The following is a 25,053-nucleotide window of genomic DNA, read 5'->3' as shown; positions in this document are numbered from 1 at the left end:
CGCCACCAGCTTTGCCTGCGAGACCTGCGAGATCGACTATACGCTGCCGCCGGCGATGTCGCGCCGGTTGAAGAAGCGAACGTCGATATTGCGGCCTTCCGGCGGCGGCGAGGCCAGGCGCGAGCGGAAGAAGGCGCGCTCGCCGGGCTGTAGCACGGTCTGTTCCAGAACGGCGTTCCAGGCGTAGATTTCCGCGCCCTGCGCGTCGCGCACCGCGAAGCGCAACCGGGGAATGTCGAGCGGCTTCTTGCCCTGGCCCACGATCACGCCTTCGATCACCAGCACCTGCTTACCGTCCACGGTCTCGCTGGAGAGCTTGACGTCCTTGAAGGCCAGTGCGCGCAGGTTAACTTCGAGGCCGACCATCCTGTAGAAGGCGGCCGTCTGCGGCAGCAGCCGCACCATGTCGCCGCGCCAGATCACCAGCGCCAGCACCAGCGCGCCCATGGCGGCGCAGGCGGTTGGCAGGCCAAAATGGGATTTTCGCGGGGCAGCCGTGGCGACCGGACGGCGCACCCGCGCGCCGCGGCGGCGGCCGAACAGGCCGCGGAACCAGGACTGGTGCTGTTCGCCGACGACTTCCTCCTCGGCGGACCGGGCGGCCGCGGACCATTCGTCCTCGGTGTCCCCGGCTTCCTGGTCCGGCCAGTCGCTGGCGATCGAGGGGCTGTCAACGACAGGCGCCTCAGTGGCGCCGTCGCCTTGGGCATATGAGTTCCACTGCTCGGCGAGATCGGACTGGTCGTCGGCCCGGCTGGCCGCAGCCATAGCCGGGACAGATGCCTCCTCGATGGCATCCTCGGCATGGGCGACCCAGGTTTCCTTGCAGCGGGAACAGCGCACGGTCCGGCCGTTCGCCCCAAGGCTCGCGGGCTTGATGGCATAGGATGTCGTACAATGAGGGCAGACGATATGCATGGGCGAGCCTTGATGCATGGACAAGTCTTGACGGTGACACGGTCGCGGAGAACCGAGGGGGAAAGATGCTACCAATTATGCTACAGGACGACCGTTAACGAACCGGAAACCATAACGGCCGCAAAACCCGCTGATCGCGTGTGGCGGAGCACAGCCGTGCGGCCCGCGGCCTCTCTCGAACGGAGCTGAGCTTGGTTCGGTTCGAAAATGTCGGATTGCGTTACGGCCTGGGGCCCGAGGTCTTGCGCGACCTCAACTTCCAGATCCCGGCGCATTCCTTCCAGTTTCTCACCGGCCCGTCCGGCGCCGGCAAGACCTCGTTGCTGCGCCTGTTGTTCCTGTCGCATCGCCCGACGCGGGGCCTCGTCAATTTGTTCGGTCACGACATCTCGCAGCTCGGCAAGGACGAGATCGCAAACTTGCGCAAGCGCATCGGCATCGTGCTCCAGGATTTCCGTCTGCTCGACCACATGACCACCTATGAGAACGTCGCGCTGCCGTTCCGCGTCATGGGCCGCAGCGAATCGAGCTACCGCAAGGAGGTCATCGACCTCCTGAAATGGGTCGGGCTCGGCGAGCGCATGGACGCGCTGCCGCCGATCCTGTCCGGCGGCGAAAAGCAGCGCGCGGCGATCGCCCGCGCCGTGATCTCGCGGCCGCAGCTGCTGCTGGCCGACGAGCCGACCGGCAGCGTCGATCCGACGCTCGGTCGCCGCCTGCTGCGGCTGTTCATCGAGCTCAACAAGTCAGGCACGGCCGTCATCATCGCCACCCACGATATCGCCCTGATGGACCAGTACGAGGCGCGACGCTTCGTGCTGCACCAGGGACGGCTGCACGTCTATGAGTAGGCCCGACGAACGCGGCGTGCTGGTCGATCTCGGACAGGAGGGGCCGCCGCTTCCGGCCCGGGCGCGCAACATGTCGCCGATCGTGCCGCGCGCCTCGATCCATGGCCGCGCGCTGGTCGCCGTCGTTGCCATCATGACCTTCCTGGCTTCGATGACGACCGGCACGGTGCTGCTGGTCAGCGCCTCCGCCGCCGAATGGCAGTCGGACGTCGCGAGCGAGATCACCATCCAGGTCCGCCCGCAGGCGGGCCGCGATCTCGAACGCGACACCGCGGCGGTAACCGAGGCCATGCGCGCGCAAGCCGGCATCGTCGAGGTCAAGCCGTTCACCAAGGACGAGAGCGGCAAGCTGCTCGAGCCCTGGCTCGGCACCGGCCTGTCGATGGACGATCTGCCGGTGCCGCGCATGATCATCGCGCGCGTGCAGCCCGGCACGGCGCTCGATCTCGTCGCCTTGCGCGCCCGCGTGACCCAGGTGGCGCCAAGCGCCAGCGTCGACGATCACCGCGCATGGATCGAGCGCATGCGCTCGATGACCAACGCCACCGTGCTCGCCGGCCTCGGCATCCTCGCGCTCGTCATCGTCGCCACCATCATCTCGGTGTCGTTCGCGACCCGGGGTGCCATGGCGGCGAACCGTCCGATCGTCGAGGTGCTGCATTTCGTCGGCGCCGGCGACCGCTACATTGCCAACCGCTTCCTGCGTCATTTCCTCAGGCTGGGGCTGGAGGGCGGCGTGATCGGCGGCGGCGCCGCCATGCTGGTGTTCGGCTTCTCCGAGTCGATTGCAGGCTGGTTTTCCGGCACCCCCGTCGGCGACCAGTTCGCCGCGCTGCTCGGCACCTTCTCGCTGCGGCCGTCCGGCTACATCGTGCTTGCGGTGCAGGCCGTGCTGATCGGCGCCATCACCGCAGTCGCCTCGCGCCAGACGCTGTTCGCGACGCTGAATGATGTCGATTGAGGCCGACAGACCGGACTCCACTTCGCCTCAAAACGTCCTAAAATCGCCTCTGGGAAGGGATCACCGACATCGCATGACCGCGCCGACCGACGATCGATCGCCGAAACTGCCGCGCGGCTGGCTGCGCGCGGCCGTGATCTCGACGATTGCGCTCGCTTTCGTCGGCGCCGCGGCGGGCTTCATTGCGTTTCTGTCGCAATTGCGCGGCGCCGAGATCGCGCCGGACCGCAGGGCGGACGGCATCGTGGTGCTGACCGGCGGCTCATCGCGGGTGTCGGATGCGATGGAGCTGCTCGCTGCCGGCTACGGCAGGAGGCTCCTGATCTCCGGCGTGCACCCGACCTCGACGGCGAGCGACATCTCCCGGACGTTGCCGGAGAACCAGTCCTTCATGCGTTGCTGCGTCGATCTCGACCGCACCGCGGTCTCGACCCGCGGCAATGCCGCGGAAGCGCGGCGCTGGGCCGCGGGGCGCGGCTTCAAATCGCTGATCGTCGTCACCTCGAACTATCACATGCCGCGCGCGCTGGTGGAATTCTCGCATGCGATGCCGGAGACGACACTGATCCCATTCGTGGTGGTCGGCGACAAATGGCGCGAGGAGCCGTGGTGGACCTCGGCGTCCACCTTGCGGCTGCTGCTGTCGGAATATGTCAAGTACATCGCGGCCGAGCTCAGGGTGCGGCTGGAGGATTTCAGGATTGACCTTTCGCCCGAGATGTCGGAGCAGCCTCCCGGGCTTCAACCGAAGCGGCCCGCCACCGCACAGGCCAACTGATCGGCAATTGATCGGATCATCGATGTTCTTGATTTTCCTGCGATCGCTCGTGTTCAACGTGCTGTTCTACACCGTGCTGGTGTGCCTCGCGATCGTGGCGCTGCCGACCTTCGCATTGCCGCCGCGCGCCATGCTCACGGTCGCGCAATGGTGGGCAAAGGCGACGCTGTTTCTGATGCGGGCGGTCTGCAACATCAAGGTGGAATTCCGCGGCCTCGAAAAGATTCCGACGGGGCCATTGGTCGTCGTGGCGAAGCACCAGTCGTTCTGGGAGACGTTCGTCCTGCCGGGTTTTTTCGACCGTCCGATTTTCATCCTCAAGCGTCAGCTCATGCAGATCCCGGTGTTCGGTCAGTTCCTGGTCAAGACCGGGATGATCGCGATCGACCGCAACGCCGGCGTCAAGGCGCTGCTGGACATGACGCGGCGGGCCCGTGAGGCGGTGCGCAGCGGCGGGCAGCTCGTGATCTTTCCCGAAGGCACGCGCCGTGCCCCGGGCGCGCCACCGGACTACAAGAGCGGCTTCGCGCAGATCTATTCGTCCTGCGGTGCGCAGTGCCTGCCGATCGCGCTCAATTCCGGCCTGTTCTGGCCGCGCCGCACCTTCATGCGCTATCCCGGCACGCTGGTGGTGGAATTCCTCGATCCGCTGCCGCCAGGCTTGCCCAAGGACGAGTTTCTCTCCCGTGTGCAAACGGCGATCGAAGACGCGACCGGCCGCCTCGTCGAAGCGGGCCGCAGGGAGCAGGAGCAGCTGATCGGCTCGGCGCCGAGCTATGCGCCGTCCGAGAGCTAGCGGTTTTCCCGATCGTCCACTGGAGCCGGCGCGTGCTGAGAATGCGCATCACCATGCAGCATCGTGGCGAGCTGATGCAGCGGCGCGTCGCGAAAACCTTCGGCCTCGATCGCCTTCACCGTCGCGGTCACGTAGTCGCGGTTGGCGCCGGACTGGCCGTGGCCCTGGAGCACGTGGCGATGCTGGTCGGCGAGCGACAGCCGGCCCGCATATTGCACATGGCCGCGGTCGACGACATAGGCGAGCGCGGAGACGCGCTGCCGTGCGTCGTTCTCCAGCCACACCGAGCGCATGACTTCGCGATAGACCGACGTCACCTGCTCGCGCGCGCGCAAATAGCCGACGACGTCGGCGCGGTTCTTTTCGGCGACGCGGAAGGCGATGCCGCGGCAGGCGCCGCCGCGGTCGAGGCCGAGCACCAGACCCGGCTTCTCCGGCGTGCCACGGTGCACGAAGGAATAGACACAGAGCGCGCGATGCTCGCCGACCAGCCGCGCCGGGACGCGCTCCTCGAATTCGAAGCCCGGCCGCCACATCAGCGAGCCGTAGCCGAACACCCAGAGGTCGCCCTTGGCAGTGGTGACGGAGGGGAGGGTGATTTCCGACATTTCGGGCACGGCTACCAGAACCGCGCCCCCAAACGAAGCGAATTCTCCGCCTTTCGGAGCAAGCCAAGCTCGCTTACATTTGACAAAATCAGGGGTCAAAGGGTCGCCGCATGTCCGATATGACCGTTGCCGCAGGCCGGCGCTCCCGTTGGGGCCTTTTCATCGCCCCTGTCATCCTCCTGATCCTCGCGGTGGCGTGGAGCGGCTTCTGGTTCTATGCGGCGTCGCAGGCCGAAATCGCCGCCGATGCCTGGCGCGCGCAGGAGGCCAAATCCGGCCGTATCTATGATTGCGCCAAGCGCTCAATCGCGGGCTTCCCCTTCCGCTTCGAGGTCCAGTGTTCCGGCGCCAGCGTCGCCCTGGTGTCGCAGAACGCCAGCAAGACGCCGTTCACGGCGAAGCTCGACAACATCCTGGTCCTCGCCCAGGTCTATGATCCCAAGCGCGTCATCGCCGAATTCACCGCACCCGCGACGCTCACTGACGGCGTCACGCAAAACACCTTCGTCGTGAACTGGAGCAAGGGTCGCAGCAGCGTGGTCGGCTTGCCCGCCGTGCCGGAGCGCGCCTCCATCGTGTTCGAGGAGCCCACCGTCAATCGTGTTGACGGCAGCGTGCAGGTGCCGCTCGCGCGCGCGAAACAGGTCGAGCTGCATGGACGCCTTGCGGATGGATCGCCGTCCGATCATCCCGTGATCGAGACCGTGCTCCAGATCGCGCAGGGCAGCATCCAGGGCGTACATCCGCTGCTCGCCGAGCCGTTCGAGGCCGACACGCGGGCGAAGATCACCGGACTGTCCGACCTCACGCCAAAGCCGTGGCCGCAGCGCTTCCGCGAGATCCAGGCCGCCGGCGGCCATATCGAGATCGTGCAGTCCCGCATCCAGCAGGGCGAGATGATTGCTGTCGCGGCCGGCACGCTCGGGCTCTCGGCTAACGGCCGTCTCGACGGCGAGTTGCAGATGACGGTGACGGGGCTCGAGCGCGTGATCCCCGCGCTCGGCATCGAGAAGATGCTGGAGGAGGGAGTGCCGCAGGCAACCCTCGATCGCGTCGCGCCCGGCGTGAAGTCGCAGGACCTCAACAATCTGTTCGGCGCGCTCGACCGCGCCGTTCCCGGCCTCAGCAAGGTCATCAAGCAGAACGCCAATGCCGGCGTTGCCGCCGGCATCAATTCGATCGGAACCGAGAGCACGCTGGAAGGCAAGAAGGCCCGCAGCTTCCCGCTGAAGTTCGTCGACGGCAATGTGCTGCTCGGCCCGGTCAAGGTCGGCCAGATCCCGCCGCTGTATTGATTGCTCCGTCATTGCGAGCGAAGCGAAGCAATCCAGACTTTCTCTTCGGAGACAGTCTGGATTGCTTCGTCGCTGCGCTCCTCGCAATGACGGAGGTGAGAGGGGTGGCTACGGCTTCTTCAGCGCCGCATGCGGCCGGCCGAAGTCGGGCGCGGCAGAGTCCTGGCCGATTTCGACGATGCCGCGGCGGATGGCGCGGGTGCGGGTGAAGTGGTCGAACAGCGCCTCGCCGTCGCCGCGGCGGATTGCGCGGGTGAGCTTTGCCAGATCCTCGGTAAAGGTGCCGAGCATCTCCAGCACGGCTTCCTTGTTGGCGAGGAAGACGTCGCGCCACATCGTCGGATCGGAGGCGGCGATGCGCGTGAAATCGCGAAAGCCGCCGGCGGAGAATTTGATGACTTCCGATTCCGTCACCTGCGCCAGCTCGTCGGCGGTGCCGACGATGGTGTAGGCGATCAGATGCGGCAGATGGCTGGTGATCGCGAGCACGAGATCATGATGATCCGGCGTCATGATCTCGACCTTGGCGCCCATCGCCGCCCAGAACGCGCGCAGGCGGTCGGTGGCAGCTGCATCAACGCCCTCTGGCGGGGTGAGGATGCACCAGCGGTTGATGAAGAGCTCGGCGAAGCCGGAATCGGGGCCCGAATGCTCGGTGCCCGCGACGGGATGCGCCGGCACGAAATGGATGCCATTCGGCAGATGCGGCGCCATATCCCTGACGATGGCGCCCTTGACCGAGCCGACGTCGGAGATGATCGCGCCAGGCTTGAGGTGCGCGGCGATCTCCTGCGCCACCGGCCCGCAGGCGCCGACGGGAATGCAGAGGATGACGAGATCGGCGTCCTTCACGGCTTCCGCATTTGTCCCCACGACCTGATCGACGATGCCGAGCTCCATCACGCGTGCGCGCGTCTTCTCCGAGCGCGCGGTGGTGACGATCTCGCCAGCCAAGCCCTGGAGCTTCGCAGCGCGCGCGATCGAGCCGCCGATCAGGCCGAAGCCGATCAGCGCGACGCGCTGGAAGTGCGCGGTCGCGCTCATCGTCCGGCCATGAAGTCGCGCAGGCCCTCGACGACGAGGCGGTTGGCCTCCTCGGTGCCGATGGTCATGCGCAGCGAATGCGGCAGTCCGTAGTTCTTTAACCCGCGCAGCACCAGCCCGCGCTTGGTGAGGAAGGCGTCGGCTGCATCCGAGGTCTTGCCCTCGGTCGGGAAGTGGATCAGCACGAAATTGGCAACGCTCGGCGTCACCGTCAGCCCGAGCTTGCCGATCTCCTCGGCGAGCCAGTTGCGCCAGGTTTCGGTGAACTGCTTCGACATGGCCTGGTGTGCGGTGTCCTCGATCGCGGCAACGGCAGCGTACATCGCCGGCGTCGACACGTTGAAGGGACCGCGGATGCGGTTGACCGCGTCGATGATGTGCTCGGGGCCGAACATCCAGCCGATGCGCAGCGCCGCGAGACCATGGATCTTGGAGAAGGTGTGGGTCACGACCGTGTTCTCGGTCGTCGCCACCAGCTCGATCCCCATCTCGTAATCGTTACGCGAGACGTAGTCGCAATAGGCTGCGTCCAGCACCAGCAGCACGTGCGAGGGCAGGCCGGCGCGCAGGCGCTTGACCTCATCGAACGGCACATAGGTGCCGGTCGGATTGTTGGGATTGGCGAGCCAGACCAGCTTTGTCTTCGGCGTCACCGCCTTGAGGATGGCGTCGACATCGCAGGTGAGGTTCTTCTCGGCCGCGACGACATTCTTCGCGCCGACCGCCATGGTTGCGATCGGGTAGACCAAGAAGCCGTGCGTGGTCGAGATCGCCTCGTCGCCGTGGCTGAGATAGGTGTGGGCGAGCAGATTGAGGATCTCGTCCGAGCCGGCGCCGCAGATGATGCGGTTGGGATCGAGCCCGAAGGTGCGCCCGATCGCTTCGCGCAGCACGCGCGAGGTTCCTTCCGGATAGTCTTCCAGATGATCCGCAACGTGCTTGAACGCCTCGATCGCCTTCGGCGAGGGCCCGAACGGCGTCTCGTTGGCCGAGAGCTTGAAAACCTTGCGGCCGGGCTCTGCCACCGGAGTCTTGCCGGGCGTGTAGGGCGCAATATCGAGAATGCCGGGATTCGGCACAGGGCGGGACATCTTCAACTCCGGAATGGCAGGCGGTTCGCGACTTACGATTTCGACCCGGTCGGGGGCACCGTATAGCGCGTTGCGTGGCTGCCGACGAGGGCCGTGGAGCGCACCGAGGCCCCCGCCTCGATCAGGGCAGCCTTGATTTTGTCGAGGCTGCTCGTCGCGGTGACCGAGACCAGCAGCGCGGCGCCGTCGAAGGCGGTATCGGGCACGGCCACGATCTCGGCGAGCGGTGACAGGGCGCGCGCGACCTCGGCGTTCCACCCCGACACGCGCACGCTGAAGGTCTCGACCTCCGTCACCAGCGCGCTGTCGGCGACGCGCGAGACTGCGAACACGGGCAACGCCGCCGGATGGTCGGCGCGCTCGACGAAGGGCAGCCGCGCGATGATTTTTGGCGCGCCGGCTTCTTCCAGCGACAGCCACCACGGCGTGCGGCTCGAGGTCGCCGAGACCAGCGCCAGATCGCCCTTGGACTTCGCGACGGCCTCGACCGCCGCCTGCGCGCTGAAATGCGCGACGTAAGGCACGGTGAAGCCGAAATGGAATCGCGCGGAATCGCGCATGGCCGGCTCGCTTGCCGAAACATCGGCATGCACGGAGAACGGCGCCTGGACGTAAGTGAACGTCGCGATGATGACGCGCCAGATGCTCTCGACGGTGTCGAGCGGCAGGATACCGCGATGGCGCTGGACGAGGTCGCGCATCATGGCGGCCTCACGCGCAGGCCGAAACGCCGAGCCGACCTCCTGGGTCTGCTTCACCTGGATCAGGCGGTCGATGATGTCGCCGCGCTGCATCAGCAGGCGATGCATGCCCTCGTCGATCGCGTCGATCTCCTTGCGCAATTCCTGGAGCGATGGTGGCGCGGGCGGACGTTGGGACATGTCTGTGAGGTGCTGTTGAGAGGCGTTCCAATACGGATCAGGCGAGCCGTCACCGCTGCGATGAATGCCTGATTAGGCAGTCGGGGCTGCGAAAGCAAAGAGAAATGCAAAGGCAAATCGGGGCCGTTCCGCCCGCGGCGCGACAGGCGAATTTGGTCGATCCGGGCCGCGACTTGACGAAAACCGTCCAAGACGGTAGTTTTTAGCCGTTCCGTGGTCATTTGAGCCGGCCGGCTTGCAGCCACGTTAAAAAACTCGCTAAACAGGCCGGGGACCCTTTCGATCCCGGCCGAACCTATCGTTCAGGCCGGGTTTTTCATGGCCTGATGTCAATGCGGTCACCACGACGATCGCAAACGAGGTCGATGGTCAGATGGTTGGCGTCCAGTCAATTCCGAGTCCCGCGATCACCGCCGACGAGCGGTCGCACGAGGTGGATCATCCGAGCTCGCAGGTCGCGCAGTTCGGCACGGAGCAGCCGCTTCGGCTGGATTGCGGTGTCGATCTCAGCCCGTTCCAGATCGCTTACCAGACTTACGGTGAGCTGAATGCCGATCGCTCCAACGCGATCCTGATCTGCCATGCGCTGACCGGCGACCAGCACGTCGCCAATGTGCACCCTGTCACCGGCAAGCCCGGCTGGTGGGAGACCCTGGTCGGCCCCGGTCGACCGCTCGATCCCCGCGAGTATTTTATCATCTGCTCCAACGTGATCGGCGGCTGCATGGGCTCGACCGGTCCGGCATCGATCAATCCCGCGACCGGCAAGGTTTGGGGTCTCGATTTCCCCGTCATCACCATCCCCGACATGGTGCGCGCGCAGGCGATGCTGATCGACCGGCTCGGCATCGACACGCTGTTCGCGGTCGTCGGCGGCTCGATGGGCGGCATGCAAGTGCTGCAATGGACTGCGGCGTATCCGAGCCGCGTGTTCTCCGCGCTGGCGATCGCCTGCTCGACACGACACTCGGCACAGAACATCGCGTTCCACGAGCTTGGCCGCCAGGCGGTGATGGCCGATCCCGATTGGCACCATGGCGGCTATGCCGATCACGGTATCCATCCGCATCGCGGGCTCGCTGTCGCCCGGATGGCGGCGCACATTACCTATCTCTCGGACGCCGCGCTGCATCGAAAATTCGGACGGCGCATGCAGGACCGCGAGCTGCCGACCTTCTCGTTCGACGCCGACTTCCAGGTCGAGTCCTATCTGCGCTACCAGGGCTCGTCCTTCGTCGAGCGCTTCGACGCGAACTCCTATCTCTATCTGACCCGCGCGATGGACTATTTCGACATTGCCGGCGACCATGGCGGCGTGCTGGCGAAGGCGTTCGCGGGAATCCAGACCCGCTTCTGCGTGGTCTCCTTCACCAGCGACTGGCTGTTCCCGACCTCGGAATCGCGCGCGCTGGTGCACGCGCTGAATGCGTCGAGTGCGCGGGTGTCGTTCGCCGAGATCGAGACCGATCGCGGTCACGACGCGTTCCTGCTCGACGTGCCCGAGTTCTTCGACATCGCCCGTGCCTTCCTGCAGTCGGCAGGCAAGGCGCGCGGGCTTGCCGCCAAGAATGCTTAACAAGGACGGCTAGGCATGTCTGTACAGGAAGCGTTGCCGCTGGGCGGCGTTGCGACCGGGCGGCCCGGTGATTTTCGCGCCGACCATGTGCTGGTCGCCGAGATGGTCAAGCCGGGCTCGAAGGTGCTCGACGTCGGCTGCGGCGAGGGCGACCTGCTCCAACTGCTGGAAACCCGCGGCGTCGACGGCCGCGGCATCGAGCTGTCGCGCGAGGGCGTCAACCGCTGCGTCGCCAAGGGTCTGGCGGTGGTGCAGGGCGATGCCGACACCGACCTCGTGAATTATCCGGATGACGCCTTCGACTACGTGATCCTGTCGCAAACCTTGCAGGCGACGCGGCAGCCGAAAGTGGTGCTGGAGAATTTGCTGCGCATCGGCCGCCGCGCCATCGTGTCGTTCCCGAATTTCGGCTTCTGGAAGATGCGGCTCCAGCTCCTGATCGGCGGCCACATGCCGCGCACGGAGAATCTGCCGGCAAGCTGGTATGACACCGCCAACATCCATTTCTGTACCATCAAGGACTTCGTCGAACTCTGCGACGCGATCGACGTCAAGATGGAACGTGCCGAGGCGCTCGACCTCTACGGCCGCCCGCTGCGGCTGCGGATGCCCTGGTGGGTGTGGAATCTGTTCGGCGAGCAGGGCGTGTTTCTGCTGACGCGGGGCGGCAGGAAGTAGTTTTTCGTCATTGCGAGCGTAGCGCTAATGCGCCGCCAGCGATCTCGGATCGCGTACCGGCCATCTTCCCGCTTCCACCAGCGTGACGAACCGTTCCACCGTTTCGTTGAACAGGGCGGGCTCTTCGAGATTGAGCACGTGGCCGGACTTCGGAAACATGGCGAGCCCCGCCGCAGGCAGATGCTTCTTCAGGAACAGGCTTGCGCCCACGCACGGATCGTCCTCGTCGCCGCAGATGATGAGTGCCGGCTTCGTGGCGCCTCTGATCGCGTCCGTCATCGTAAAGATCGAGGGACGGCCGGCCTGAAACCCGCGCATCGTCCGCGCCGATCCCTTGGCGTCGTGCCGCGCCAGGGCAGCGTAGAAATCGGCGTGGCCACGCGGGTCCTTCACCAGGAAGGGAATCCGGCTCGGCGCCTCGCGCGTGACTTTTGCGACTTCGGCTGAGCCGAGCATCTCGAATTGCTCCGCGTTGGCGCGGCACTGCTTGCGCCAGGCGTCGAGGTTCTCGATCTCCGAGCCGAGCCGACGCCGGCGAGCGTCATCGACAGCGCGCGTTGGGGCGCGTTGAGCCCGATCTGGAGCGACGAATAGGCGCCCATCGAGAGGCCGACGAAGTGCGCGCGATCGATCTTCAGATGGTCGAGCACCGCGAGCGCATCGGTATAGAAATGCGTATAGCCGTAGACCTCGCCATCAGGCACGTCCGATGGCGTGTAGCCGCGCGCGGAATAGGTGATGCAGCGATGGCCGCGCGAAAAGTAGCGCATCTGCGGCTCCCAATTGGTGTAGTCGGCCGCGAATTCGTGCAGAAAAATAATCGGCGTGCCCGCGCCTGCTTCTTCGAAGTAGAGACGACAATTGTCTTTCGTGAGGGCGTGAGGCATCCGGTTTTCTCCCTGAGGTGGCTGCGGCATTGGAATGCCGTCCTGCGGTCAGCGCATATGATGCTAACACTTGTTAATCATCGTCCAAAATCTTCGCGACCGCGTCTTGTTCTCGCCACATCGGGATACTGATACAGCCCGCGGATGTCGGCCACCGCACGGGCCGATTGGGAAGTGGGGGTGTCAACGAAGGATGAAGAATGTTCGAGTTGTTTGCGTCTCGCCTGTCGCGCTGTGTCGTCGCGCTGGCTGTTTTCTTCGCGGCGATCGCCGCACTCGCCTTTCCGGCGTCAGCACGACCTCATCGTCATAGCACAGAGCGGTACGCTTACGCTTACACGCATCACGCCAGCAGACATCATCATTATTCCCGATATCACGCACGCAGCTCGCGCTTCGAGCGCGGCGCGGCGCAATTGCAGGCGAGCGGCTTCGGCAACACCTTCGCCAGCTATGACCCGAACGCCAATAGCGGCGGCATCGCCATGAGCGGCAGCGGTGGAATGGCCATGAGCGGCAGCGGTGGAATGGCCACGAGCGGCAGCGGTGGGATGGCCATGAGCGGCAGCGGTGCAATGGCCATGAGCGGCAACGCTGGAATGGTTACCAGCGGCGGGATGACCACGCGCGCCAGCCGTCGAATCGCCACGAGACGTGGCGGTGGCCTGGCCACTGACGCGAATGTCGGCGGCATGGCCAATAGCGCGACGAGCAGCGGCGGCTTTGGCGGCGGGTCGGGCCTCGTGTCCGAGGCGCGCCGCTATGTCGGCGGCAATCCGACCGGCCGCGGCAGCCTGTGGTGCGCGCGGTTCATGAACATGGTGCTTGAGAAAACCGGTCACCGTGGCACCGGCTCCGATATGGCGAATTCGTTCGCGCATTACGGCACGCGCGTCTCCGGTCCGCAGGTCGGCGCCATCGCGGTCATGTCGCGCGGCGGCCGGGGCGGTCATGTTGGCATCATCACCGGTGTCGACGCGCAAGGGAATCCGATCATGATCTCAGGCAATAACGGCAACCGCGTCCGCGAAGCACCGGTCTCGCGCGGCCGGATCTATGCCTATGTGATGCCGAATTGAGGTTTCTTCTCCCCGTCATTGCGGGGAACGAAGCGACGAGGCAATCCAGACCGTCTCAGCAGATCGATATCTGGATTGCTTCGCTGCGCTCGCAATGACGGAGTACGTGGAGCCGGCGCCGCGTCACACCAGCTTCGGCTCTTCCAACGCAACCGCGTCACCCACGCCGATGTCGCCGTCGGCGATCACCTCGGCATAGATGCCGCAGTCCATGTGGCCGAGATTGCTCGACAGCGCGGCCGGGATTTCGAGATCGCGTCTGGCGGTATCAGGGTCGACATTGGTAGCCGGGCAGCGCTTGATGCGCTTGACCACTTGCAGCCGGGCCTGTCCGATCGCCAGCGTCTGGCCGACGAGGTCGAGTTCGGACCAGGCCGGCCAGCCCTTCACGTAGAGATTGGCGCGGAAGCGCAGCGGGTGGACGGCGGCGCCGCCGAGCATGGTCTCGAGCGCGCGGACGCTGTCGAGATTGATGATGGACACGACCTTGCGGGCGACGTCGGAAAAGCTGTGGTCACGGCCGGACAGGACCTTGGGCGGGCCCTTCAGCTCCGGCTGAAAGTTGTCCCTGAAATAGTCCTCGACGGCGGCGCGCCCGGCCGCGGTCTCGAGATCCCCACTGGCGACGATCTGGCCGTCCTTGCGGATGATCAGGCGGTTGGTCGCGTCCTCGAACCGGCTGTCGAGCGAAGCCAGCCGCTCATTCCGCGCCAGCATCAGGAACTGGGTCTTCGGCTTCCACTGCGGCTCTTCCGGATCGAAGCCGCTGGGGCCGTTCTCGATGGCGTAGCGGCGGTCGGCGGGCAGGGTCTGGCCGGCTCGCAGGAAGACGCGAAGCAGGGGCTCCGGCGTCAGGCCCTTGATCGCGTAGCGGTAGAGGCCGGTGATCTCGCCGGTCTGGCTGGCTGTCATTGCGCTAGGTGTCATGCCGCTACTTAGGGGATTCGGCCCACCGGCGCCAAGCGGCGGGTCCGCGCACGAAATTGTGAACTCGCCTCTTCCGGTCCGAAGCCTCGCTTCCCACATCTGGGTCAGGCCGGCGCCAGCGCCGGCTGATAACGACCGTTACCGGTTGAGAAACGTCAATGCGGTAATCGGAAACCCAATGAAGATGCCGTTTGGAGTGCCTTAGAGGGCTCCAGGGGCAGGCCGAGGGAAAGACCACGATATGAATATCGACAAATATACCGAACGCTCCAGGGGCTTCGTCCAGTCCGCGCAGTCGCTTGCGGTGCGCGAAGGGCACCAGCAGTTTTCGACCCTGCACGTCCTGAAAGTGCTGCTGGACGACAATGAAGGCCTCGCTGCCGGCCTGATCGACCGCGCCGGCGGCAATTCCCGCGCAATCCTGAAGGCGACCGAGGACGCCTTGAGCAAGGTGCCGAAGGTCTCAGGCGGCGGCGCCGGCCAGATCTATCTGGCGCCCGAGCTCGCCCGCACTTTCGACGCCGCCGAAAAGGCCGGCGAGAAGGCCGGCGACAGCTTTGTCACGGTCGAGCGGCTGCTGCTCGGCCTCGCGCTGGAGAAGACCAGCGAGGCGGGTGCGATCCTGGCCAAGGGCGGCGTCACCCCGCAGAACCTCAACGCGGCGATCGAAGCGCTGCGCAAGGGCCGGACCGCCGACTCCGCAACCGCAGAGAACGCGTATGACGCGCTGAAGAAATATGCCCGCGACCTCACCCAGGCGGCGCGCGACGGCAAGCTCGATCCGGTCATCGGCCGCGACGAGGAGATCCGGCGCACGATCCAGGTGCTGTCGCGCCGGACCAAGAACAATCCGGTCCTGATCGGCGAGCCCGGTGTCGGCAAGACTGCCATCGCCGAGGGCCTGGCGCTGCGCATCGTCAACGGCGACGTGCCGGAGAGCCTGAAGGACAAGAAGCTGTTGTCGCTCGACCTCGGCTCGCTGATTGCAGGTGCAAAATATCGCGGCGAGTTCGAGGAGCGGCTGAAGGCCGTGCTCCAGGAGGTGACCGGGAGCGAGGGCAATTTCGTCCTGTTCATCGACGAGATGCACACGCTGATCGGCGCCGGCAAGGGCGATGGCGCGATGGACGCGTCCAACCTGCTCAAGCCTGCGCTCGCCCGCGGCGAGCTGCACTGCATCGGCGCGACCACGCTCGACGAGTACCAGAAGCACGTCGAAAAGGACGCGGCGCTGGCGCGGCGTTTCCAGCCGATCTTCGTCAGCGAGCCTTCAGTCGAGGATACGATCTCCATTCTGCGCGGGCTGAAGGACAAGTACGAGCAGCACCATGGCGTGCGGATCACCGATTCCGCGCTGGTCGCCGCCACGACGCTGTCCAACCGCTACATCACCGACCGCTTCCTGCCGGACAAGGCGATCGACCTCATGGACGAGGCGGCCGCGCGGCTCAAGATGCAGGTCGATTCCAAGCCGGAAGAGCTGGATTCGATGGATCGGGAAATCATCCGGCTGAAGATCGAACAGGAAGCATTGAAGAAAGAGAGCGATGCCGGTTCGAAGAGCCGCCTGCAGACCTTGGAGAAGGAACTGGCCGACCTCGAGGAGAAGTCCGCGGCGCTCACCGCACGCTGGAGCGCGGAGAAGAACAAGCTCTCCGACGCCCAGAAGCTGAAGGCCGAGCTCGACGGCTTGCGAGTCGAACTTGCCAACGCGCAGCGCCGCGGTGAATTCCAGAAGGCCGGTGAGCTGGCCTATGGCCGGATCCCCGAGCTGGAAAAGCAGCTTGCAGACATCGAGGCCAAGGAAAACTCCGGCGAGATGATGGAGGAGGCGGTCACCGCCAACCATATCGCGCAGGTGGTCTCGCGCTGGACCGGCGTGCCCGTCGACAAGATGCTGGAAGGCGAGAAGGACAAGCTCCTGAGAATGGAGGACTCGCTCGGCAAGCGCGTCGTCGGCCAGGCCGAGGCCGTGCGTGCGGTCGCGACCGCCGTGCGCCGTTCCCGCGCGGGGCTGCAGGATCCGAACCGGCCGACCGGCTCGTTCATGTTCCTGGGGCCGACCGGCGTCGGCAAGACCGAGCTGACGAAAGCGCTCGCCGAATATCTGTTCAACGACGAGACCGCGATGGTTCGCCTCGACATGTCCGAGTACATGGAGAAGCACTCGGTCTCGCGGCTGATCGGCGCGCCTCCGGGCTATGTCGGCTATGACGAGGGCGGTGCACTGACCGAAGCGGTGCGGCGCCGGCCCTACCAGGTGGTGCTGTTCGACGAGATCGAGAAGGCGCATCCCGACGTCTTCAATGTCCTGTTGCAGGTGCTCGACGACGGCCGCCTTACCGACGGCCAGGGTCGCACCGTCGACTTCCGCAACACGCTGATCATCATGACCTCGAACCTCGGTTCGGAGTTTCTGGTGAACCAGCCGGAGGGCGAGGACACTTCGGCCGTGCGCGAGCAGGTGATGGGAATGGTGCGGGGGCATTTCCGCCCCGAATTCCTCAACCGCGTCGACGAGATCATCCTGTTCCATCGCTTGCAGAGGAGCGAGATGGGCCGGATCGTCGAAATCCAGTTCGCGCGGCTGCAAAAGCTTTTGACCGATCGCAAGATCGTGCTGACGCTCGACGCTGCGGGCCGCGACTGGCTCGCCGCCAAGGGCTGGGATCCCGCCTACGGCGCACGGCCGCTGAAGCGCGTGATCCAGCGTCACGTCCAGGATCCGCTCGCCGAGATGATCCTTGCCGGCGACGTCAAGGACGGCGACAGCGTTGCGATCTCGTCTGAAGGCAACGTGCTGACCTTCAACGGCAAGGCGCCGCAGACCGCGGAGATCGCCCAGTTCGAGGCGCCGGTGTCGAAGCGCAAGCTGAACTGATCGCCGGCATTCGAAGCCTGAAGCCACAAGCCGCCCCGGAGATGTCGACCTCTCCGGGGCGGTTTGTTTTGCGGGTTGTTGGCGAACTACTGCGGGGACTTATTTCTTCGTGACTTTGTAGATCGCGTTCTCGATGTCAGAAGAGAAATAGATCGTGCCGGATTCCCCGATGCCGACGCCCGTCGGGATGTGGGTTGGCAGTCCTCCGGGCGCACCCGTCAGGCCGATCGGAAGATTGGCGGCGATCTCGGTGACCTTGCCGGTCTCCGGCGCGATCTCGATCAATCGCTTGGCACCGACCTCCGCCACGATCAGCTTGCCGTCCCTGGCGCGTGCGATCCCCTCGGGCATTTTCAGGTCCTTGGCGAGCACGGTCTTTTCGCCGTTCGTCTCGATTTTGGACACGACGCCCGCGAAGGCTTCGGTGACAAAGACCTCGCCGCTCGATCCGCCGACGAGCCCGACCGGGCCTTCGAGGCCGCCGATCAGCGGGGTGCGGTCCTTGCCGTGCTCGCCGCTGACGCGGACCAGCGATTTGGTGCCAAGCTCGGCCACCAGAATGCTGCCGTCCGCGAGCACGAGCGCGTCGTGCGGCGCCTTGAAGCCGTGCAGCATGTCGCGGATGGCGCCGGTCTTGCCGTCGATCACCTGAACCGTGCCGGTGAACCAGCTCGACAGCACCACATCGTTGCCCTTCGCGGTCGCGCTCATCGGATATTCGAGCGTGACGCCGGCGGCGTGCATGCGGGCTTTCTCGATGACCTCGCCGGTCGCGCCGTCCACCGTGCGATAAGCGAACACGTCGGCGACGTGGATCGTATCCTTGCCGCTCTCTGACGTGACGCCGATGCCGCCGGGCAAAGCGAGCTTGCCGATGATGACCTGCCGCGCCTGGCCGGTCGCCGGATCGACCTCCTGAATGCCGTTGTCGGCCATGTTGGAGACGTAGATTCGGTCCTCGTCGTCGATCGCGAGATTGTCCAGCGACGGCTTTAATTGCGCGACCATGGTCTTGGTGCCCGACTTGGGATCGACCCGAACGAGCTGGCCGAGCGCGGTGTCGACCACCCAGAGATTGCCCTTGGAATCAAAGTTCACCGCGGCCGGGACCTTGAAGCCCTCGGCGACGACGGTCAGCTCGGCCTTGTCGACGTCGACCTTTGCGACCTGCCCCTTGAACCAGAGCGGACCGTAGAGCTTGTCGTCGGGACCGAACTCGAAGCCATTGAGGCCACCCATCTTCTCCATGATCTGGCGCGGCGGTTTGACGCCCTCGACGTCGATCTCATAGAGCGTGTCGCCGAGGAAGACGGTGGTGGCGTACAGCCTGCCGTCCTTGCGGAAGGCGAGCGAATTGATACCGGGAAGGCCGCTGGCGAGCTTCTTGATCGGGCCGTCGCCCTTGCGCGAATAGAGATCGCCGGCCAGGAATCCGGTCCAGGCCATGGTGCCGTCGGGCGCGAACGCGATGTCATCGGCCATTCCGATCGGAGCGGGGATTGCAACCTTGGCGGTACCGCCGGCGATGTCGACCTCGTAGAGCGCCGCGCCCGCGACGCTGCCGGCAAACAGATGGCCGGCCTTGTCGATCGCAAGCCCGTGCACGCCGTGGAACGCCGAGCCCGGGACGAGCCGGGTGACCTCCCAGTTTTCAGCCGAAACGCTGGTTGCGGAGACAATCGCAGCGACGAAGGCTGCGCAGGCGAGCCTGTTCTTCATGGCGAGACCTCCCGGTTTTTTGGAAAGTATTCGCTCCTCATGCCGCTTTGGCAAACGAAACTTGACGTTGTGATGGCGCCAAGCGGACCTGCACGACGACGTCAAATCCGGATCGTGTTTGAAGGTGTCCGGCCGATCTCGGCCGGTTCGCCGGCTTTAGCGGTTGGTGACCTGCAGCGGACCGCCGGTTGCGTCTGACATCCGGGCGATCGCGCCGGCGCGGCCGCTCATCATGCCGTCGAGCCGATCGCGCTCCTTCTCGAAGCCGGCCAGCATCGGGCCTTCCAGCGAGCGGCCGCGCGGCAGTTTCACACGCAGCGGATCGACGAAGCGGCCGTTGACCAGGATTTCGTAGTGGACGTGCGGGCCAGTCGACGCGCCGGTCGAACCGACGAAGCCGATCACCTGGCCCTGCCGCACCTTCTTGCCGGGCTCCATGCCCTTGGCGAAGGCCGACATGTGGCCGTAGGCGGTCTCGTAGCCGTTGTTATGCTTGATGCGGATGTATTTGCCGTAGCCGCCCTCGGGGCCGGCCTTCTCGATCACGCCGTTGCCGGAGGCGAAGATCGGCGTGCCGTAGGAGGTGGCCCAGTCGACGCCGGTATGCATCTTCACATAGCCGAGGATGGGGTGACGGCGGCCGCCGAAGCCGGAGCGCATGATGGCGTTGTTGACGGGCTTGCGCACCAGGAACTTCTTCGCGCTCTTGCCGGTCTCGTCATAGTAGTCGACGACGCCGTCGTCGGGGCTCTGGTAGCGGTAGTATTTCTTGGTCTCGCCGCCGAGCGTGAGCGAAGCGAACAGCACGTCGTTCTTTTCGCTCGCGGTCACGCCTTCGTCTTCGCCGGCGTAGAACACGTCGAATGAATCGCCCGGCGCCACCTTGCGCTGGAAATCGACGTCGTAGGAATAGATCTTGATCATGTCGTCGATGACGGGCATCGGCACTTTGTTGCGCATCGCGGTCTCGTAGATGCTCTGATAGAGCCGCACGCCCGTGCCGTCATCGTCGTCATCGTCGTCGCTGTTGGCGTTCGCCGCCGCCTCGGCGACGGTATTCATGCTGGAGACGTCGACCGCGACGTATTTGCCGAGATCGGACAGCGCCGCGATCGCCTCGACCATGGTCTCGTTGGCGATCACGACGCGGTAGGGCTGCAGACGGGCGCCGGGGCTTGCGGGCGCCATCAGGATGCGCAGCTTCTCGCCTTCCTTCAGGCCGCCGTCGCGGCCGCGCGGCCCAAGTGTCGCGGTGATCGCCTTGATCTCCTCGGCCGTGGCGCCGAGATCACGCAGCACGCCGGCGACGCTGTCGCCCTTCTTGACCACGTGGACGCGTTCGCCGTTGGGATTGCCGCCGGTGATCTGCTCCTTGGTCTTCGGCAGCAGCGTGACGTTTTCCGGCACCACGCGCGTCTCGAAGCCGGCATAGGGATCGGACGGCGAAACTTCGGTGGCGTAGGCGCTTCTGATCTCGGACGGGCCGGTCGCGCCGGAGACGTCGGCCGCAGCATTGGAGAGCGCGGCGTAGCGCACCCCGCCATTGCCGCGCCAGTTGGCGGCATCGCGCACCCGCATCAGGATGTCGTCGAGCGCCACCACTGCGGAAATCTTGGCTTTCGGCAGCACCTGGGAGAGGTCCTTGGTGACGAACGAGACCTCGGCGTCGGGTTCGACGGCTTCCGGATTGTTCGGATCCTCGGATGCCGTCTTCGGATCGGAGCCGACATCGGTGAGAAGGCGCTGGGCGTTGAACGGCGGGATCTTCGCCGACAGATCGCTCGTCGTCATCGACAGATTGCCGGCAATCCGGATGAAGGGACGCACCCGCATCACGTCGCGGTTGCCGACGCGGGCGACGGTCGAGACGCGCACGATGTTGCGCGAGGCCGTGGATTCGTTCGGGGGCGGCAGGCGGTCGCTCTTGTGCAGCGTGGCGGCGCGATCGGCTGCGCCGAATGCGCCGCGCAGAGCGCCTTCGACGCGCTCCGGCACCTTGGCGAAGGTCATCTCGCCATCGAGCGAAGCGAAAACGGCGCCGCCGATCAGGGCTGCGCCGCAAAGTCCGGTTAGAATCGTCCCGCTGAACCATTGCACCGAAACACGGCGGCGATCGATGACGGCGGCTTCCGAACCATCGACGGACAGCGGCGGCTCGTGGCCGAGATCGATGATCCCGGTCTCACGCCCGTAAGCGCCGCGTGACGTCCTGTGGTTCAACCCAAGTCCCCCAATCAACGACCCGAGAGCCCGATTTCGAGCAGCCTCGTTCCGAGCAGTCCTGTCTTGAGCCCCTCCTTACGCCGCCCTCTTCGGGGCGTCTCTGGAAAAGGCAAGCCGCATAGGCATCCGCGGTCAGAAGGCCCAGATGACGGACCGGCCGAAATTACGAACAGCTAAGCGGAAAAAGATCTCTCGATGTGTCTCGAATGTCTGAAGAAGGCCGCTTCATCGTATGATCGCCTTCCTCTGACCCCACACGAACCGCCGGCAGCCCCCACTGGCATCCCTGCGATTCAAGCTTTGTCTGTACCAGAACGCCGGGGGATTGTGGCTCAAGTACGGCGCCTAATATGGAAAAGTTTCCCTAAACGGCCGGGAGCCAGGGGCCTTCCACGGGCGGGCGCCCCTAGCCGCGTCAGGTCGCGACCGAGCCGCGTTCAAGGCACCTCCATGCCGCTTCCGGAGCCCCCTCGGGCCCAAACTTTTTTTGGGTTTTTTCTCCGCGCCGGCCCGATCCAGCCGCTCGGCGCTTCTCTAACTCACTGGAATCGCCAATGTTTTCGCAACAATCCACCGTGCGACGATTTTCTGACAATCGGCGTTGACAACCCCGATGGGTGGGGCCTATAACCCGACCACTGAGCGCGGCGCCGCCGGGTCACTGACCAAGGCGAGCGAACGCGCCACTGATGCTCCTCACCTTGTTGAGTGACACAACAGTCGACGTAAGTCGATTGGAGTTCATCCATCGTCGGTAAGGGTGTCGGAACCCTTCCTCTCTGGAAGGTTGGGGCCTCTTGGTCCCGGGCTGTTTGACAAGTGAAGATGAAGAAAGAGAAACGTGGACGGCGGAGTCCTTGCGGGTCTCGCATTTAAAGAGCTTCGGCTTTTTGGATCGGGGCCGGACGAAAGACTTCGGCGGTACACGTTTTAAGGTTACACCATCGTTGCCAGCGATGTGAATCGCGGGCAGCTCATCGACTTCGGTCGATGAAAAATGGTGGGACCTCGTCAAAACGTTGTGATCAGCCGGTTCAAAGTTCAAGTCCAACTTGAGAGTTTGATCCTGGCTCAGAGCGAACGCTGGCGGCAGGCTTAACACATGCAAGTCGAGCGGGCGTAGCAATACGTCAGCGGCAGACGGGTGAGTAACGCGTGGGAACATACCTTTTGGTTCGGAACAACACAGGGAAACTTGTGCTAATACCGGATAAGCCCTTACGGGGAAAGATTTATCGCCGAAAGATTGGCCCGCGTCTGATTAGCTAGTTGGTGAGGTAATGGCTCACCAAGGCGACGATCAGTAGCTGGTCTGAGAGGATGATCAGCCACATTGGGACTGAGACACGGCCCAAACTCCTACGGGAGGCAGCAGTGGGGAATATTGGACAATGGGCGCAAGCCTGATCCAGCCATGCCGCGTGAGTGATGAAGGCCCTAGGGTTGTAAAGCTCTTTTGTGCGGGAAGATAATGACGGTACCGCAAGAATAAGCCCCGGCTAACTTCGTGCCAGCAGCCGCGGTAATACGAAGGGGGCTAGCGTTGCTCGGAATCACTGGGCGTAAAGGGTGCGTAGGCGGGTCTTTAAGTCAGGGGTGAAATCCTGGAGCTCAACTCCAGAACTGCCTTTGATACTGAGGATCTTGAGTTCGGGAGAGGTGAGTGGAACTGCGAGTGTAGAGGTGAAATTCGTAGATATTCGCAAGAACACCAGTGGCGAAGGCGGCTCACTGGCCCGATACTGACGCTGAGGCACGAAAGCGTGGGGAGCAAACAGGATTAGATACCCTGGTAGTCCACGCCGTAAACGATGAATGCCAGCCGTTAGTGGGTTTACTCACTAGTGGCGCAGCTAACGCTTTAAGCATTCCGCCTGGGGAGTACGGTCGCAAGATTAAAACTCAAAGGAATTGACGGGGGCCCGCACAAGCGGTGGAGCATGTGGTTTAATTCGACGCAACGCGCAGAACCTTACCAGCCCTTGACATGTCCAGGACCGGTCGCAGAGATGTGACCTTCTCTTCGGAGCCTGGAACACAGGTGCTGCATGGCTGTCGTCAGCTCGTGTCGTGAGATGTTGGGTTAAGTCCCGCAACGAGCGCAACCCCCGTCCTTAGTTGCTACCATTTAGTTGAGCACTCTAAGGAGACTGCCGGTGATAAGCCGCGAGGAAGGTGGGGATGACGTCAAGTCCTCATGGCCCTTACGGGCTGGGCTACACACGTGCTACAATGGCGGTGACAATGGGACGCTAAGGGGCAACCCTTCGCAAATCTCAAAAAGCCGTCTCAGTTCGGATTGGGCTCTGCAACTCGAGCCCATGAAGTTGGAATCGCTAGTAATCGTGGATCAGCACGCCACGGTGAATACGTTCCCGGGCCTTGTACACACCGCCCGTCACACCATGGGAGTTGGTTTTACCTGAAGACGGTGCGCTAACCCGCAAGGGAGGCAGCCGGCCACGGTAGGGTCAGCGACTGGGGTGAAGTCGTAACAAGGTAGCCGTAGGGGAACCTGCGGCTGGATCACCTCCTTTCTAAGGATGGTTCTTCAGAAGCTTGCTTCTATCGAACCGTTTTAGAAACATCAGTGGCCAACGGTCGTCAGGATCGTTGAGCTGCATTGGCGGGATTTCGCCGTCTTCGTTTCTCTTTCTTCGCGGACGAACACGCGCTGGGGCTGCAACCTTGCAGAATCCCTGGTCCTTGACTGGATATGCGTTAGGGGCTTGTAGCTCAGTTGGTTAGAGCGCGCGCTTGATAAGCGTGAGGTCGGAAGTTCAAGTCTTCCCAGGCCCACCACACTCATCGAGTGAGCATTCGTCTTCTGGTTACGGGGCCATAGCTCAGCTGGGAGAGCGCGTGCTTTGCAAGCATGAGGTCGTCGGTTCGATCCCGTCTGGCTCCACCAGATGGTTTGATCACCGACTATCCATACCGTCGTCCGCGAAACATCACTTCGCACTTACTAGTCCGGATGGACAGTAAGCTGCGTGATTTCTGACATCGTAAAGAGGAGATCGATCCGAGTTGGATCGGGCAACAAGCAATTGTTGCGCGATACTTCATTATCTCCGGATCATTTCGGCGCTCGTGCGTCTTCCAGGGTAGCTCACAAGGCTGCATCTGAAAGACAAGCGAGTTGTAAATGATCCTTTTAGCGAAGCTTGACCGCCTCGCTATCGGAACGATCTTACGAAGCAAGCTGGTCTTTCTAATCATTGTCCGGCTGCAGATAGCGTTCATCGAGGGCGCGTGCCTTAGAGACTTAGGTTTCTTGGCAATTCTGCAGACAACATTCTGCCGAGTGTGTGGACATTGATAATGAGAGCAATCAAGTGCCTTAAGGGTGTTCGGTGGATGCCTTGGCGCTGAGAGGCGATGAAGGACGTGCTACGCTGCGATAAGCCGTGGGGAGCTGCGAAGAAGCTTTGATCCATGGATTTCCGAATGGGGAAACCCACCTTCGATAGCCGGAACTCCAAGACCTCAGTCGAAAGACTGTGGTGTGGGGTTCGAACAGAAATGTGAGATGCCTAGGCCTTTAGATTTCGATCGAAGAGGTTTTGGATTTCCGGTTATCAAAAGAAGGTATGAGACTTCTGAATACATAGGAGGTTTCAAGCAAACCCAGGGAACTGAAACATCTAAGTACCTGGAGGAAAGGACATCAACAGAGACTCCGTTAGTAGTGGCGAGCGAACGCGGACCAGGCCAGTGATACATCAAAGACAATCGGAACCAGTCAGGAAAGCTGGGCCTTAGAGGGTGATAGCCCCGTACGAGTAATGCGATGATGTATCCACGAGTAAGGCGGGACACGTGAAATCCTGTCTGAACGCGGGGGGACCACCCTCCAA

Annotated in this window: 17 protein-coding genes, 2 tRNA genes, 2 rRNA genes, 1 pseudogene and 1 riboswitch (1 of these 23 only partly in view); of the genes and pseudogenes, 13 read left to right on the top strand and 9 right to left on the bottom strand. The window is 63.8% G+C overall.

Annotated elements, in window-relative coordinates; all coding sequences use genetic code 11:
* Nucleotides 1-36: 36 nt before the first annotated feature.
* Entirely contained in the window at nucleotides 37-918 is an 882-nt protein-coding gene (locus ABIB66_RS23605) for an MJ0042-type zinc finger domain-containing protein (protein WP_354207881.1), read from the bottom strand.
* Nucleotides 919-1,109: 191 nt separating this feature from the next.
* On the opposite strand from ABIB66_RS23605, the gene ftsE reads away from it, so the two are divergent.
* The 4 genes from ftsE (at nucleotide 1,110) to ABIB66_RS23585 (ending at nucleotide 4,304) form a co-directional block, all read left to right on the top strand.
* Entirely contained in the window at nucleotides 1,110-1,769 is a 660-nt protein-coding gene (gene ftsE, locus ABIB66_RS23600) for a cell division ATP-binding protein FtsE (RefSeq protein WP_354061160.1), read from the top strand.
* Nucleotides 1,762-2,730, top strand: coding sequence for a cell division protein FtsX (locus ABIB66_RS23595; protein WP_275170937.1), 969 nt, complete (start codon nucleotides 1,762-1,764; stop codon nucleotides 2,728-2,730). Before ftsE ends, ABIB66_RS23595 begins: the two co-directional genes overlap by 8 nt.
* Before the next feature lie 73 nt (nucleotides 2,731-2,803).
* A complete protein-coding gene (locus ABIB66_RS23590) occupies nucleotides 2,804-3,508 on the top strand; it encodes a YdcF family protein (RefSeq protein WP_354255854.1) in 705 nt (234 codons plus the stop codon).
* A 22-nt stretch (nucleotides 3,509-3,530) separates the two neighbouring features.
* Nucleotides 3,531-4,304 carry a lysophospholipid acyltransferase family protein gene (locus ABIB66_RS23585; protein ID WP_275170939.1) on the top strand — a complete coding sequence of 258 codons (774 nt, stop codon included), beginning with the start codon at nucleotides 3,531-3,533 and terminating at the stop codon, nucleotides 4,302-4,304.
* Here ABIB66_RS23585 and ABIB66_RS23580 read toward each other — a convergent pair.
* A complete protein-coding gene (locus ABIB66_RS23580) occupies nucleotides 4,301-4,912 on the bottom strand; it encodes a gamma-glutamylcyclotransferase (RefSeq protein WP_354207885.1) in 612 nt (203 codons plus the stop codon). The two genes, ABIB66_RS23585 and ABIB66_RS23580, sit on opposite strands and share 4 nt — an antisense overlap.
* Nucleotides 4,913-5,022: 110 nt before the next feature.
* Here ABIB66_RS23580 and ABIB66_RS23575 point away from each other — a divergent pair, with 110 nt between their 5' ends.
* The gene (locus ABIB66_RS23575) at nucleotides 5,023-6,207 is read left to right on the top strand and encodes a DUF2125 domain-containing protein (RefSeq protein WP_354207887.1); all 1,185 of its coding nucleotides are present in this window, start codon (nucleotides 5,023-5,025) and stop codon (nucleotides 6,205-6,207) included.
* A 108-nt stretch (nucleotides 6,208-6,315) separates the two neighbouring features.
* Here the strand turns inward: ABIB66_RS23575 and ABIB66_RS23570 are convergent, their stop codons facing one another.
* Genes ABIB66_RS23570 through ABIB66_RS23560 form a run of 3 tightly spaced genes read right to left on the bottom strand, consistent with a single transcriptional unit; the run spans nucleotide 6,316 to nucleotide 9,223 of the window.
* Nucleotides 6,316-7,251 carry a prephenate/arogenate dehydrogenase family protein gene (locus tag ABIB66_RS23570; protein WP_354207889.1) on the bottom strand — a complete coding sequence of 312 codons (936 nt, stop codon included), beginning with the start codon at nucleotides 7,249-7,251 and terminating at the stop codon, nucleotides 6,316-6,318.
* The gene (gene hisC / locus ABIB66_RS23565) at nucleotides 7,248-8,342 is read right to left on the bottom strand and encodes a histidinol-phosphate transaminase (RefSeq protein ID WP_354207891.1); all 1,095 of its coding nucleotides are present in this window, start codon (nucleotides 8,340-8,342) and stop codon (nucleotides 7,248-7,250) included. Before hisC ends, ABIB66_RS23570 begins: the two co-directional genes overlap by 4 nt.
* A gap of 32 nt (nucleotides 8,343-8,374) precedes the next feature.
* Entirely contained in the window at nucleotides 8,375-9,223 is an 849-nt protein-coding gene (locus tag ABIB66_RS23560; RefSeq protein WP_354207893.1) for a chorismate mutase, read from the bottom strand.
* Nucleotides 9,224-9,426: 203 nt separating this feature from the next.
* A riboswitch (SAM riboswitch) is annotated at nucleotides 9,427-9,506 on the top strand.
* Between the two features lie 90 nt (nucleotides 9,507-9,596).
* Here ABIB66_RS23560 and metX point away from each other — a divergent pair.
* Both metX and metW read left to right on the top strand, forming a co-directional pair.
* Nucleotides 9,597-10,799, top strand: a complete 1,203-nt coding sequence (gene metX / locus ABIB66_RS23555) for a homoserine O-acetyltransferase MetX (RefSeq protein ID WP_354207895.1) — start codon at nucleotides 9,597-9,599, stop codon at nucleotides 10,797-10,799.
* Nucleotides 10,800-10,814: 15 nt separating this feature from the next.
* Nucleotides 10,815-11,477, top strand: coding sequence for a methionine biosynthesis protein MetW (gene metW / locus ABIB66_RS23550; protein WP_354207897.1), 663 nt, complete (start codon nucleotides 10,815-10,817; stop codon nucleotides 11,475-11,477).
* 24 nt (nucleotides 11,478-11,501) lie between these two features.
* Here the strand turns inward: metW and ABIB66_RS23545 are convergent.
* Nucleotides 11,502-12,364, bottom strand: a pseudogene (locus tag ABIB66_RS23545) (alpha/beta fold hydrolase).
* 200 nt (nucleotides 12,365-12,564) lie between these two features.
* On the opposite strand from ABIB66_RS23545, the gene ABIB66_RS23540 reads away from it, so the two are divergent.
* Nucleotides 12,565-13,443 (top strand): TIGR02594 family protein, encoded by an 879-nt coding sequence (locus ABIB66_RS23540; protein WP_354207901.1) that lies wholly within the window; start codon nucleotides 12,565-12,567, stop codon nucleotides 13,441-13,443.
* Nucleotides 13,444-13,566: 123 nt separating this feature from the next.
* Here the strand turns inward: ABIB66_RS23540 and ABIB66_RS23535 are convergent, their stop codons facing one another.
* Nucleotides 13,567-14,355, bottom strand: coding sequence for an MOSC domain-containing protein (locus ABIB66_RS23535; RefSeq protein ID WP_354207903.1), 789 nt, complete (start codon nucleotides 14,353-14,355; stop codon nucleotides 13,567-13,569).
* Nucleotides 14,356-14,611: 256 nt separating this feature from the next.
* Here ABIB66_RS23535 and clpB point away from each other — a divergent pair, with 256 nt between their 5' ends.
* A complete protein-coding gene (gene clpB, locus ABIB66_RS23530; protein ID WP_354207905.1) occupies nucleotides 14,612-17,251 on the top strand; it encodes an ATP-dependent chaperone ClpB in 2,640 nt (879 codons plus the stop codon).
* Nucleotides 17,252-17,350: 99 nt separating this feature from the next.
* On the opposite strand, the gene ABIB66_RS23525 is transcribed toward clpB, so the two are convergent.
* Both ABIB66_RS23525 and ABIB66_RS23520 read right to left on the bottom strand, forming a co-directional pair.
* Entirely contained in the window at nucleotides 17,351-18,970 is a 1,620-nt protein-coding gene (locus ABIB66_RS23525; protein ID WP_354207907.1) for an NHL repeat-containing protein, read from the bottom strand.
* Between the two features lie 156 nt (nucleotides 18,971-19,126).
* Nucleotides 19,127-21,190, bottom strand: coding sequence for a peptidoglycan DD-metalloendopeptidase family protein (locus ABIB66_RS23520; protein ID WP_354061184.1), 2,064 nt, complete (start codon nucleotides 21,188-21,190; stop codon nucleotides 19,127-19,129).
* A 1,051-nt stretch (nucleotides 21,191-22,241) separates the two neighbouring features.
* Here ABIB66_RS23520 and ABIB66_RS23515 point away from each other — a divergent pair.
* From ABIB66_RS23515 to ABIB66_RS23500, 4 genes are all read left to right on the top strand, one after another.
* Nucleotides 22,242-23,730: ribosomal RNA gene (locus ABIB66_RS23515) — 16S ribosomal RNA — on the top strand.
* 188 nt (nucleotides 23,731-23,918) lie between these two features.
* Nucleotides 23,919-23,995 (top strand) — tRNA-Ile (locus ABIB66_RS23510).
* 33 nt (nucleotides 23,996-24,028) lie between these two features.
* A tRNA-Ala gene (locus ABIB66_RS23505) sits at nucleotides 24,029-24,104 on the top strand.
* 421 nt (nucleotides 24,105-24,525) lie between these two features.
* Nucleotides 24,526-25,053, top strand: a 23S ribosomal RNA gene (locus ABIB66_RS23500); it runs 2,345 nt beyond the window's last position.
* The 16S and 23S rRNA genes sit together here with 2 tRNA genes alongside, the layout of an rRNA operon.

This window comes from Bradyrhizobium sp. F1.13.3 (assembly GCF_040548265.1).
Lineage (GTDB): Bacteria > Pseudomonadota > Alphaproteobacteria > Rhizobiales > Xanthobacteraceae > Bradyrhizobium.
This window is presented reverse-complemented; position numbering and strand designations above follow the sequence as displayed.